Source organism: Cetobacterium sp. 2A (assembly GCF_014250685.1).
Lineage (GTDB): Bacteria > Fusobacteriota > Fusobacteriia > Fusobacteriales > Fusobacteriaceae > Cetobacterium.
Map to the genome: position 1 here is coordinate 320,619 of NZ_JACFAJ010000006.1, position 12,536 is coordinate 333,154.

Here is a 12,536-nt window from a genome sequence, read left to right on the forward strand (position 1 = left end):
TAATTAATTATTTTGTTCCGAATATTCTATCTCCACAATCTCCAAGTCCTGGATAAATATATCCATGCTCATCTAGCCCTTGATCTATCTTTGCTGTGTATATTGAAACATCTGGATGAGTTTGTAAAACTTTCTGAATTCCTTCAGGAGCTGCAACTAAACACATAAATACAATGTCTTTTACTCCAGCATTTTTTAAGTAATCAATAGCATAAATTGCTGATCCACCTGTAGCAAGCATTGGATCTACTAATATTACTTTTCTATCTTTAATATCTACAGGAAGTTTACAGTAGTAATATACTGGCTCAAATGTTTCTTCATCTCTATAAACACCGATATGACCTATCTTTGCTGTAGGTATAAGAGAAACTATTCCATCTACCATTCCAAGTCCTGCTCTTAAAATAGGAACAACTGCTACTGCTTTATCCTCAAGTACATACCCAACTGTTTTCATTAGTGGAGTTTCTACTGTTACTTCCGTAACTGGTAAATTTTTAGTTACTTCATAAGTCATAAGCTTCGCTATTTCATTTAAATTTTCTCTAAATGTTTTAGTATCTGTATCCTTATTTCTTAGGTAAGTCATTTTATGTTGTATTAATGGATGATTGATTTCTATAACTGCCATTTTCCCTCCTGATTATTTATAATTTTTTATAGAAAAAAAACAGGACAGAGTCCCGTTTCTTTATTTTTTCATTCCAAATTTCTTATTGAATTGCTCTACTCTTCCAGCTTGATCAGAGAATCTAGCTTTTCCTGTGTAGAATGGGTGACACTTAGAACAGATAGCTATTTTAAGCTCATCTCCCTTTAATAAAGTAGATCTAGTTTCGTATTTTTCTCCACAAGTACACTCTACAGTGATTACCTTGTAATTAGGATGTATTCCTTTTTTCATTATTTTCACCTTCCTAAAATAGTTCTTTAATTTTACAAGAAATTTTACCATATATGATTAATTTTTGCAACTATTTTTTAAGCATTTAAAGTTTTACTTTTATATTTTTTTGTTTTATAATTAATATTAGAATCTTAGGAGGGAAAATGTCTAATAAATACTACGCTTATATTTTAGAAAATGAAAATACTACTGAAATTGTTACTACATGGGAGTTATGTAAAAATAGGATAGCTGGAAAAAAAGCTAGATACAAATCATTCAAAACAGAAAAAGAAGCAAAAGAATGGCTAAATAACGGTGGTATTTACGAAGATAAAGTAGCTAAAAAAAAACTTATGAAACTAAACTTACAAGAGGGAATATATTTTGATGCTGGAACTGGTCGTGGAATTGGAGTTGAAGTTAGAGTTACCGATATAACTGGAAAATCATTACTTCCAGAATTTATGCCTCCTCATCTAGTTAATCCACACGAAAACTATTCGGCTCCTACAGGAAGTACAAATAACTATGGTGAACTAATTGGACTTTATCTTGCAATCGATATATCTTTAAAGAAAAATATTTATAAAATATTTGGGGATAGTAATTTAGTTATTCAATACTGGTCTAAAGGTCTCTTTAACAAAAATAATTTAAACGAAAAAACAATATCATTAATTGAGAAAGTATCTGAAAAAAGAAAAATATTTGAAAAACTGGGGGGCTCTATCGAACATGTTTCAGGAGATATAAATCCTGCTGACCTTGGTTTTCATAAATAGGGGGTTATTCCATGAAAACTTTTAGTCTTTTTGGTACAGAACATCTTTATACTTTACTAGGATATTTTATTTTTATGATTATCATTTTATTTCTCTCATCTTTTGCTGATAGTAAAAAAAGACTTGCACGTAATATATCTATTTTAATTGCTGTCCTTAAAATAGCCGAGTTAAGTTACAGACATTATATTCATGGAGAACAAATGAGTTCCTTACTTCCACTCCATCTTTGTAATTTAGCTCTGCTTGTTGCAATAATCTCTATGATTTTTCAAAAAAAATTTTTATTTCAATTTGTTTATTTTTGGTCTGCTGGAGCAATCTTTGCACTTTTAACACCAGAAGTACGATATAGTTTCCCTAATTTTTTAAATATTTCATTTTTTATAACTCATTTTTATCTTATCTTTTCTGTTTTATATGAATTAATTTATTTTAAATTTAAACCAACTAAAGCTGGATTTATAAATTCTTTTATACTTATAAATATTATTGCTCTATTTGTTTATTTTATTAACTCACGTCTTGGAACTAACTATTTATATATTAATTACAAGCCTAACTTTAATTCCCCATTAGATTATTTTGGAGATTGGCCATACTATATTTTTATTATTGAGGCAATCTACTTATTTATATCTCTACTACTATATCTTCCTTTTAGACAACGTTCATATAAAATCAAAATAAACTAATCAGAAAAGGAAATTCAAAGCCTCTCTTGAAAAACCCTAATGAAAACTTTTTCAGGAGGAATTACAAAATGAATAATTTAAATCAGATTTTAAATAAAAATATTGATATAAGTATAAAAACAAATCTAAATAATCTTAGAATTTTAAGTAATTTTTTAACTGATGAATTTATGTCTGTGTTTGACGCTATAATTGAAGAGGCTAACTCAAAAAATAAAATAGAGGTCATTAAATATGAAATCTTAAAAAATGCAATAAAATCTTTTTCCGATAATCTTTATGGAAGTCTTGTTGATTCAGAAAAACAGATAATAGAAGAACTAAAAAAAGTCGGAATTTCTGATAATATAATAGTAGAAAAATTATCTGAAACTTCAGAAGATGAAAAAAGAATAAAGTATATTTGCAAAGCTATAAACGCGGTTGAAAGGGATGAATTAGAAAAAAATGCAATAATTAATAAACTAGACAAGCACTCTTTGGATAATCTACTAAAATTAGAAAGTGGATCTAATGACCTTATTTATGCCCCTGTCCTATATAAGTTTTTTTGGTGCTTATATAGCTCCTTAGATAGGAATGGCGAGATTATATTTACACAAAACTCCCTTGGTCAATTGCTTGAACTTGGAAAAAGTGATCTTGAAGAATTTTTGGACGCACTTACAGAATTAAAAATTGATATCAAGGGACAAAAAAAACCATTAGTAGAATATTTTACATTTTTAAATAAAAACACTCTTAAAATTGAATATAATTTAGATTTTGTAAAAGTATCCAAATAAATAAAAACTCCAATCATAATTTAACCTTGATTGGAGTTTTTGTTTATTTTATAAACAGTATAAAGTCCTTTTATACTTAGTTCTGGTAAATATTCATCAATCTCTTCTATTTCAGCTGATAAAATTTTTCCTAATCCACCCGTAGCTATAACAAATGGATCTTTAATCTCTTCTTTAATTTTTTTTATAATATGTTTTATTTGTCCCGCATATCCATAAAATATTCCAGCTTGAATTTGCTCTCCTGTATTTTTACCTAAAATATTTTCTGGTGTACTAAATTTAACTTTTGGTAATCTTGCTGTATTTCCAAATAGTGCATTTATAGACATCTCAATTCCAGGAAGTATTCCTCCCCCTATATAGACTGCATTTTCTAATACTTCATACGTAGTTGCCGTTCCAAAATCAAATATAACCAAATTTTTATTTGGATATTCCATCACAGCTTGAGATATATCAATTATTCTATCAGGTCCAAATCCTGTGTAGTTTGAAATAGAACTATGAAATTTAAATGGTAATTTAAGACTCATATCCACAACCAAAGGTTCAATTTTAAAATATTTTCTCCCTAAAAATTGAAATATTGTAATAAGGTTGGGAACTACTGATGAAATTATTATTCCACTCACATTCTTAATCTCTATTCCATTAAATTCACTAATATTTTTTAAGTACGAAAAAAATTCATCTTCTGTAAGCTTATCATTTGATGAAGCTCTGAAAGTAAGAAGCACTTTACCGCTCTCATCCATGATTCCAGTTACTATATGTGTGTTCCCTATATCAAACGCCAACAGCATAATTTACCACCTCTATTAAAATTCTTAGGCTATTATAACCTATATTCTAACTTCAATCAACTTGAAAAAAAGTCCTATAGTGTGTACAATGTTTTAGAGGTGATTTTAAAATGAATGCTACAGGTATAATTGTTGAATATAATCCTTTTCATAATGGGCATAAATATCATTTAGACAAGGCTAAATCCAACGGTGATTTAGTTATAGCTGTTATGAGTGGAGATTTTGTCCAAAGAGGAGAGGTAGCCATTATAAATAGATGGAAAAGAGCTGAAATGGCTTTAGAAAATGGAGTTGATATAGTTGTTGAACTTCCTGTTTTTTATTCAACTCAAAGTGCTGAAATTTTTGCTAGAGGAGCGATTGGTATCCTTGATAAACTTGCAGTAAAAAATATAGTCTTTGGTTCTGAAACAGCCAATTTAGAAACTTTAGAAGCCATATCTTCGATTGAAGAAAACAATGAGTTTTCTGAATTATTAAAAAAATTTCTGGATAATGGCGATTCATATCCTACAGCTTACTCCAAATCTTTGGATATTATAAGTGGAAGTAATTTAAAATTAAATTCAAACGATATATTAGGACTTGAATATATAAAGGCTATAAAATATTGGAAGTCAAATATAATACCAGTTCCTATTAAAAGAGAAAAAGCTGGATATCATTCAACTCTTGCTGTTGAAAATATCGCCAGCGCTACTGGAATCAGAAAATTTATTAAAGAAAATTGTGAATTTGAAAAATTTGTCCCCGAATTCTCTTACTCTATAATAAGAAAAGAACAGGACAAAAATTCCACTACTTATATGGAAAATTTTTATCCTCTTATTAAATACATAATCCTAAGAGATAAAATGGAATTAAAAAATATTCAAGATATGGAAGTAGGTTTTGAAAATAGACTTTTTGAATCAGCATTAAAATCTGACTCATATTTAGAATTCTTTGATAGTATAATTAGCAAAAGGATGACTATTGGAAGAACTCAACGAATCCTTATTCACACCTTACTTGGAATTACAAAATCTATGACAGAAGAAGTGAAACAAGAGGTTCCATATATCAGAATTATGGGATTTAACTCAAAAGGTAGAGAATACTTAAAATCTATAAATTCAGATGTTCCAATACTTACAAGTCTTAAAAATATTAAAAAAAATCTTTCTGAAAAAAATAGAAAGTTATTGGAGTTTAATGAAAAAAGCAGTAATATATATAACATTATAAATCCTTATACAAATAATAAAATACCAATCATGATACAGGAGGAAAAATGTCAAAAAGAATCCCTTTAAATATCCAAATTTTCTATGGAATAGGAGTAAGTTATGCCATTGTAGATCAAATTTTTGCCCAATGGATTTTATACTTTTATCTTCCACCTGAAAGTTCAGGACTAAAACCAATTATGGCCCCTGTTCTAATCTCATTGGCTCTAGCATTTTCTAGAATTACAGATATGATCTCAGATCCCGTAGTTGGATTTTTATCTGATAAATTTAGTAGTAAGTGGGGAAGAAGAATCCCTTTTATAGCTGTAGGTGCAATTCCTCTATCGCTCTCCACTGTGGCTTTCTTTTATCCGCCTACAAATAGTAATACAGCTACATTTATATATCTTGCAATCACAGGTACAATATTTTTCACATTCTACACAATAGTTAGTGCTCCTTATAACGCCCTAATTCCTGAGATTGGTCAAACTTCAGATGAGAGACTAGACCTATCAACTTGGCAATCAGTTTTTAGATTGCTCTATACTGCTATGGCTATGATTTTACCAGGCGCTCTTATTCAGTATTTTGGTAATGGTGACACATTAAAAGGTCTTAGATATATGGTTATTTTTCTAAGCGTTATTTCGGCTTTAGGAGCTTTTGTTACTGTATTTAAAGTTCCTGAAAAAAAACTTGCCACTCCAGTAGAATCATCTCCAAAGATTAGAGAAGTTTTTAAAGATATAATGAGAGACAAACCCTTTCAAAACTATCTCTTTGGTCTTCTTTTCTTCTTTGTAGGTTTCAATTGTTTAAGAGCTATGATGAACTACTATATTGAAGATGTTATGGGACATAGCAAAGAGATGATTACAGTTGCTTCAGCTATACTCTTTGGAACTTCTGCTTTATGTTTTTATCCAACTAATAAACTTTCTAAAAAGTATGGATATAGAAAAATTATGCTAATTTCTTTAATAGCTCTATTTTTATTAACAATAGGACTATTTGGTCTAGGTAAATTTATCCCCGTTGATTATGGATTTTTAATATTTGGACTGCTTGGTATCCCAATATCTGGTGCAGCTTTTATATTTCCACCAGCTATGATGGCTGATATTAGCAATAGATTAACTATTGAAACTGGAAATAGAATAGAGGGTGTTTGCTTTGGAATCCAGGGATTTTTCCTAAAAATGGCTTTTCTGATTTCCATAGCTGTTCTTCCAATTATGCTGGTTCTAAAAGGATTTGGCGAAGTTACAAAATATGGAATTTATTGTGTCGCTTTATTTTCAGCAATGTCATTTTTAATCTCATTTATATTTTTTTATAAATATAGAGATTAAAAATATAGGAGGATATTTATGGAGACAATATTTGTGATATCATTACAATTTTTAATTTTAGGATATTGTTTCCATATCTTTCCATTTTATTTTGTGTTACTTGTTGCTTTAACTTGCTCTGGATTTATTATTATTTTCGAACGAAAACTTTTAAAACTTTTATCAATCTTACCTTTAATTTTCATTCTAAGACTAAATAGTACTGTAAATAATGTCACCTATCATTTAGGAGATAAAATAAATATTGAAGCTTTAGTTAAAACCGGAAAAGGTAAGATTAATAAAATTGATGGTAAATATGTTATTAACCAACAATATGTTTATGTTGATAAAATTCCTAATGGTATCTCAAATATTACTGGAGTTATTACTTCTCTAAATATTAAGGATAACAATATTTATTATAAGTTGGATAAAATTATTCATACTCAAAAAAATCCATCACTATTAAAAGTTTACTTTCAAAATAAAATTGAAAATTTAACCGAAAATTATAGTCATTCACTTAAGAATTTTTATAGAGCAATTCTATTAGGAGAAGGAAATAGATTAGAATGGGATGTAATTAAAAACTTTAGATATACTGGAACTGCTCATCTTTTAGTTATTTCAGGCTTACATATCTCTGTTATCATCAGTTTAATTATCTATTTATTAAAATTTTCTCCTCTATCAAAAGAGATTCAGTATGTTTTAACTCTAATATTTTTAACAGGTTATATCATTTCTATAGGTTTTTATCCATCTGTTACAAGAGCTTACATTATGGGAGTAATCTTTATATTAGGTAATATAATATATGAAAAAGTAGATCCAAGAAAATCATTGGCATTAGCCTTTTCTACTTCTTTATTGATTTTTCCATATTGGCTGACCTCTGTCTCTTTTATTTTGTCATATTGGGCAGTTGGAACTATATTATTTATTTACCCTTATATTCCAAAACCAAAAAAAATTAAAAATAAGTGGTTTTTAAAATTTTATAATAATATTTCTCTTATTATAACTATTCAATTATCTATGACCCCTATTTTTATTTACTATTTTAACTCTTTACCTTTATTAGCTTTTTTAGCAAATCTTGTTATAATACCTATTGGAACAATTTTCATAATACTAGCGTTTGTCTCTCTTCTTTTATCTAATATATATTTAGGAGGAGCTCTAATGCCACTTACGAATATTTGTTATGAATTTTTAATATTTACAGTAGATTTTTTTTCAATCATTCCCTATTTAACTTTGGAGGTCTAGCTTATGCTTTTAATTTCTAAAATAATAATTCTAATTTTTTCATTAGTTTTTCATGAAATTGCACATGGTTACATGGCTTATTTTTGTGGTGATACCACTGCAAAAAAATATGGAAGACTATCTCTAAATCCGATTAAACATTTAGATATTGCTGGAACTCTATTTCCAATATTTATGATTCTATCAGGATCATCTTTTATAATAGGTTGGGCAAAACCAGTCCCTATAAATTATTATAATCTTAAAAATGGAAGAATAGGAGAATTTTTAGTATCCATAGCTGGTGTTACTGGAAATTTTATACTTGTTATAGTCGCTACTATTTTATTTAGATATTTCAGAAGTTCTTTAGATGCTTTTACTGCTACAATAATCTCTTATACAATCATAATCAATTTAACACTAGCAATATTTAATTTACTACCAATTCCTCCACTAGATGGTTCAAGAGCTGTTAGTAGCTTTTTAAGCAATAAAAATAGAGAATTTATATTTCGTTACGATAACTACGGAATGATTCTAATTATAATATTGGCATATTTTGGAATTTTAGGAAAAATTATTAGTCCTATCATCGATACAATTTTAAATTTATTAAATTATTATATAGTAATGTAGAAAGGATATTTTTATGAATACAATAGAAAAAAATGTTGTAATTGAATTTGAAGAAAAAAAATCAAAATTCATAGGATATGCAAAACCAATTACAACAAAATATGAAGCAGAAGAATTTATAGATATGATTAAAATGAAACATGCAGATGCAAGTCACAATTGCAGCGTTTATAGAGTCATAGACAGTGGTCAAGAGTATTTTAAAGCCGATGATGACGGTGAACCAAGCGGAACGGCTGGAAAGCCTATGGGAGAGATTTTGACATACATGGACGTTCATAACATTGTTGTTGTTGCTACTAGATATTACGGTGGAATTAAACTTGGAGCTGGCGGATTAGTTAGAAATTATGCTAAAACAGCTAAATTAGCTGTTCTTGAAGGAAATGTAATCGAATATATTGAAAAGAAAAATTATCTTTTAGATTTTTCATATGAAAAAATCGGAGAGATTGACAGTTTATTAGAATCAAAAAAAGAATTAGTTTTAGATAAAGAGTATAATGAAAGAGTTACATATAGAGTTACAATTTCAAACCCTACTCTTTCACTTCTAGAAGAAATGAAAGATATTATAATTATTGAAATCTAATTTTCAAAAAATCAAAGTAGCCGACTTGTTAGCCGGCTACTTCTATTTCTTGGGAGAGAAATTTATGAAAAATTTTATTAGCACACTTTTTTTAAATTCTCGGAGAAGGCCAGGTTAGCGGCCAGCCTTCTCCTAACTCTTGGGAGAGAAATTTATGAATTTTTTTTAGCATCTTTACATAATAAGACGACAACTCTCCCAAAAAAGTTTTAAAATTATTTATTTTTTTTTAAAAAGTTTATAATAAATTTATAATTTTCTATAGAACTATCAAAATATCTCTTTTGTTCCGCAGTATTTTTAGGGTAAAGTCTTTCCCCCTCAGCTTTAAATCTTTCCACTATCTCTTTAGGAACTGCTAACTTATCAACTTTTACTACTACTCTATTTTGTAGTTCTTTACTAAATTTAATCTCTTCTCTCATTTTCTTTAACTGCATAGAATAATTATACGGATACATGCTTTCTACCCTTTTTAAAAAGTAATCATACTCTTCTGGCGAAAGTTCTTCCCCCAATTTTTCTAATTTATTATATGCTTTAATTTCTGATTCTATATAATTTTGTTGACTCGAATACGAATCATACTGTCTTTGCGCTCTATCTCTTAGTTTATCCATAGCTTTTTCACTTATTTGAGAATGTGATATATTTCCTATTACAATCATGAGACATAAAATTTTTTTTATCATAATTAAAACTTAGTCTCCCAACCAATTACAACCTCTGGATTCCATCTCCACTCTTGAGCATCAGAACCAGTTGTATATCTATTTGCATAGACACCTTTAACTCTTAAATAAGTATTAAATGACTCAGTTGCTTGATAATCTATTCTCAATTCAGGGATAGCTTTTAGATAGTATTGATAATCACTAAATCCTCTACTTCTTAATCTTTCTGCACCTTCAAGATTTGTATTTCCTCTTGTTCTAAATATATCTTTATTCTTCCAGATATAAGGGTCATATCCTCCTTCAAACGCAAGACTAAGCTTTGTATCTTCATTAAATCTATATATTTCATGGTTATAATAAAGAAGAGCTTCCATCGCTATTGTAAAAGTTTTATCAGTTGTCGACGTTGCGGAGTCTGCAATATTAGCATTTTGCCAAGTATTGAAAGCATAGAAATTAAGTTCAAATGTGAAATCTGCTGGAAAGTTATAATTTGTATATAAATCTACCCCAAATAAATTAGCTGAATTTGAAGTATTCTTATTTTCCCACTGGTATCCATAGAAAGGTGCTAATGTAAAATTAGTAACTTTTACATATTCAGTTTCTGTGAAATATTCTTTAAAATTAAATCTTGGTTGATACGAAAGAAGTAAATCAAGACCTATTCCATTACTTGCTAACAGGTTATCCTGCTCAGGATCAACTGCATCTCCCGCCAGAAATTTTGTTGTTTTTTCAAATCTTATTCTATGAGTTAGATTAACTTTAGTATCTCCTAAGTAACCCGCATCATAGTACCATCTAGTTCTAAAATCTGATCCATCTGATCCTGTTTCATTATTATCATGAACATTAAAGTTATATCTTAATCTGAAATCCCCAGACAATCTCTCTGTCATCTGTATAAATCCTTCGGCTGCTCTAAATCTTACTGAATCTGAATTTGTTTGCCCTTCTCCATTTCCAAAGTACTCTAACTCTTGCATGAAAGTTCCACTTGGTCTAAAAGTAGGTATCTCCTCGATAATTATAGGAGTCACAATAGTTTCCTTTGCTTGAACTGCTGTTCCAATCACCATAAGTGACCCAATTAAAAGTGCTAACTTTTTCATAATATTTCCCCTCCGATTTTAAAAATTCCAACGGAGTATTATATACGACTTATTTTTTGTTTTCCTTTAAATATTTTATAATCAAGCTATAGTTCTCAATTGAACCATCAATATATTTTTTCTGATTTAAAGAGTTATCTGGATATAGTTTTTTAGCTTGTAGTTTAAAACCATTTAAAAGTTCTAACGGAACATTTTCACTATCTAGTTTAGAAAATATTTCACTTGATTTCTGTTCAACTTTATTGTAACTAAAAATCTCATCTTGAACTACCGAATTTTGTTTTACATAATTCCCACCATACATTTTTGAAAGTCTATATATAATTTCCTTTTGATCTTTATCAGAAAGTTTAGAATTGTTTAACTTTTGTAAAATATTTTTATATGCTTCTGTTTGCTCCTGTATATAATCTTTTTGATCTCTCGATTTTTGATAAATTGTTCTTGCATCAGATTCTATTTTATTTTCTACATTTTTATCAATAGATGCCATAAGATTTATAGATAGTAATAGTAACGTAATTATTAATTTTTTCATTTTATCCTCCAGAAAAATAATAAAAGTGCCTGAATTTCAGGCACTTCTTTTTTATATTAGAATGTTGTTTTAAATCCAGCGTAAACTTGTGGCTGCCAAGACCAGTCTTTAGCAGTTGACTCGTTTGTATAAGTAAAGTTCTCGTATCTTGCAATTACTCCTGCGAATAAGTTTAAAGTATCTGAGTACTTGTAGTTGTTCTTTAAATCAGCTTCGAAGAATGCTGAGTATTGAACTTGATCATCGTTGTAAATAACTTCTTTACTCTTCCAAGTCCAAGTATCTACTGCAACCATGAAGTTAAGGTTTGTTGAGAAAGCACCGTTTTGATATAATCCAAATCCTCTAGTAAGTTCAGCAAGAACGTCTATTTGGAAGTATTTGTCTTCTTTCTCTCCAGTTTTCTTGTTTGTAGCTAACTTTCCATTTCCTAACCAGTTTTGGTAAGCATCTATCTCTAAGTTAAGATCAAGACCTAATGGTAATTCGAATCCAGCTAAGAATTGTGCTCCAAATTGATTGTCGTATGCTGAGTTATTTTGTAACCAAGTATACTCATATCTAGGCTCTACGCTTAATCTGTATAGTGAAACTAGAGATGTATCAAATTTAACGTATTCAGTTACATCTAACTTAGCTCTATATTCAACTGATTGATTATTTTTTCCAGCTCCGTATGTAAATGGTGACTCAGGAGAAACTATTGTTGCTCTTCCTCTTCCATCACTGTTTTCATATTGAATTCTTGATTTGAATCCTACTTTTGTATCTCCGATAGTTCCGTGGTTACGGTAGTATCTAAGTCTAGTTCCAGTGTAGTCAGATCCTACAACTTGATTTGGGTCAAGTTGTTTTGCGAATGACTCTAGTCCTACATAGTTTCTTACTCTGAACTCAAATGTATCTTGCTCAGTAAAGTTTACTAATCCTTCTGTATGTACTCTTCCGTATTCAGCTACGTCTTTTCTATCAGTTTCCCCATAATATTTTGTTTCGAATTTTAACCAACCATTTGGTCTAAAAACAGGAGCTTCCTCTACTATTACGATAGGAGCTACAATAACTTCCTTTGATTCTTCAATAACTACTGGTGCTGCTACAACCTCTTTAGCTTGAGCTACTGCTCCAACCATCATAAGAGATCCTACTAAAAGTGCTAACTTTTTCATACTGTTTCCCTCCAGTTCATTTTGTATTTCATTTAATCTGA

Annotated in this window: 15 protein-coding genes; 8 read left to right on the top strand and 7 right to left on the bottom strand. The window is 29.1% G+C overall.

The annotated features are described in order from the left end of the window. Positions 1-7 precede the first annotated feature (7 nt). Entirely contained in the window at positions 8-634 is a 627-nt protein-coding gene (gene upp / locus H3N56_RS05300) for a uracil phosphoribosyltransferase (RefSeq protein WP_185880221.1), read from the bottom strand. Between the two features lie 60 nt (positions 635-694). Then, complete coding sequence (rpmE, locus tag H3N56_RS05305; RefSeq protein WP_185880222.1) at positions 695-907, bottom strand: 50S ribosomal protein L31; 213 nt, start codon at positions 905-907, stop codon at positions 695-697. 146 nt (positions 908-1,053) lie between these two features. Here rpmE and H3N56_RS05310 point away from each other — a divergent pair, with 146 nt between their 5' ends. The 3 genes from H3N56_RS05310 (at position 1,054) to H3N56_RS05320 (ending at position 3,154) form a co-directional block, all read left to right on the top strand. Continuing rightward, positions 1,054-1,674 carry a ribonuclease H family protein gene (locus H3N56_RS05310; protein ID WP_185880223.1) on the top strand — a complete coding sequence of 207 codons (621 nt, stop codon included), beginning with the start codon at positions 1,054-1,056 and terminating at the stop codon, positions 1,672-1,674. An 11-nt stretch (positions 1,675-1,685) separates the two neighbouring features. Next, positions 1,686-2,369: a TIGR02206 family membrane protein gene (locus tag H3N56_RS05315; RefSeq protein WP_185880224.1), complete on the top strand. Its 684-nt coding sequence runs from the start codon at positions 1,686-1,688 to the stop codon at positions 2,367-2,369. 68 nt (positions 2,370-2,437) lie between these two features. After that, entirely contained in the window at positions 2,438-3,154 is a 717-nt protein-coding gene (locus tag H3N56_RS05320) for a hypothetical protein (RefSeq protein WP_185880225.1), read from the top strand. A gap of 20 nt (positions 3,155-3,174) precedes the next feature. On the opposite strand, the gene H3N56_RS05325 is transcribed toward H3N56_RS05320, so the two are convergent. Further along, positions 3,175-3,960, bottom strand: a complete 786-nt coding sequence (locus H3N56_RS05325; protein ID WP_185880226.1) for a type III pantothenate kinase — start codon at positions 3,958-3,960, stop codon at positions 3,175-3,177. 110 nt (positions 3,961-4,070) lie between these two features. Here H3N56_RS05325 and H3N56_RS05330 point away from each other — a divergent pair, with 110 nt between their 5' ends. The 5 genes from H3N56_RS05330 to H3N56_RS05350 are packed head-to-tail and all read left to right on the top strand — an operon-like array spanning position 4,071 to position 8,993. Further along, positions 4,071-5,258: a nucleotidyltransferase gene (locus H3N56_RS05330; protein ID WP_185880227.1), complete on the top strand. Its 1,188-nt coding sequence runs from the start codon at positions 4,071-4,073 to the stop codon at positions 5,256-5,258. Continuing rightward, a complete protein-coding gene (locus H3N56_RS05335; RefSeq protein ID WP_185880228.1) occupies positions 5,237-6,529 on the top strand; it encodes an MFS transporter in 1,293 nt (430 codons plus the stop codon). The genes H3N56_RS05330 and H3N56_RS05335 overlap by 22 nt, the downstream gene beginning before the upstream one ends. Before the next feature lie 18 nt (positions 6,530-6,547). Further along, positions 6,548-7,783 carry a ComEC/Rec2 family competence protein gene (locus H3N56_RS05340; RefSeq protein ID WP_185880229.1) on the top strand — a complete coding sequence of 412 codons (1,236 nt, stop codon included), beginning with the start codon at positions 6,548-6,550 and terminating at the stop codon, positions 7,781-7,783. Positions 7,784-7,786: 3 nt separating this feature from the next. Then, positions 7,787-8,401 (top strand): site-2 protease family protein, encoded by a 615-nt coding sequence (locus H3N56_RS05345; RefSeq protein ID WP_185880230.1) that lies wholly within the window; start codon positions 7,787-7,789, stop codon positions 8,399-8,401. Between the two features lie 13 nt (positions 8,402-8,414). Further along, the gene (locus H3N56_RS05350) at positions 8,415-8,993 is read left to right on the top strand and encodes a YigZ family protein (RefSeq protein ID WP_185880231.1); all 579 of its coding nucleotides are present in this window, start codon (positions 8,415-8,417) and stop codon (positions 8,991-8,993) included. A gap of 215 nt (positions 8,994-9,208) precedes the next feature. Here H3N56_RS05350 and H3N56_RS05355 read toward each other — a convergent pair whose 3' ends face one another. Genes H3N56_RS05355 through H3N56_RS05370 form a run of 4 tightly spaced genes read right to left on the bottom strand, consistent with a single transcriptional unit; the run spans position 9,209 to position 12,495 of the window. After that, positions 9,209-9,685, bottom strand: coding sequence for a hypothetical protein (locus H3N56_RS05355; protein ID WP_185880232.1), 477 nt, complete (start codon positions 9,683-9,685; stop codon positions 9,209-9,211). A gap of 2 nt (positions 9,686-9,687) precedes the next feature. Beyond that, on the bottom strand, positions 9,688-10,785 hold the full coding sequence (locus tag H3N56_RS05360) for a hypothetical protein (RefSeq protein ID WP_185880233.1): 1,098 nt from the start codon (positions 10,783-10,785) through the stop codon (positions 9,688-9,690). A gap of 49 nt (positions 10,786-10,834) precedes the next feature. Then, the gene (locus H3N56_RS05365) at positions 10,835-11,326 is read right to left on the bottom strand and encodes a hypothetical protein (RefSeq protein WP_185880234.1); all 492 of its coding nucleotides are present in this window, start codon (positions 11,324-11,326) and stop codon (positions 10,835-10,837) included. 56 nt (positions 11,327-11,382) lie between these two features. Then, positions 11,383-12,495, bottom strand: a complete 1,113-nt coding sequence (locus tag H3N56_RS05370; RefSeq protein ID WP_185880235.1) for a hypothetical protein — start codon at positions 12,493-12,495, stop codon at positions 11,383-11,385. Between the last annotated feature and the right edge of the window lie 41 nt (positions 12,496-12,536).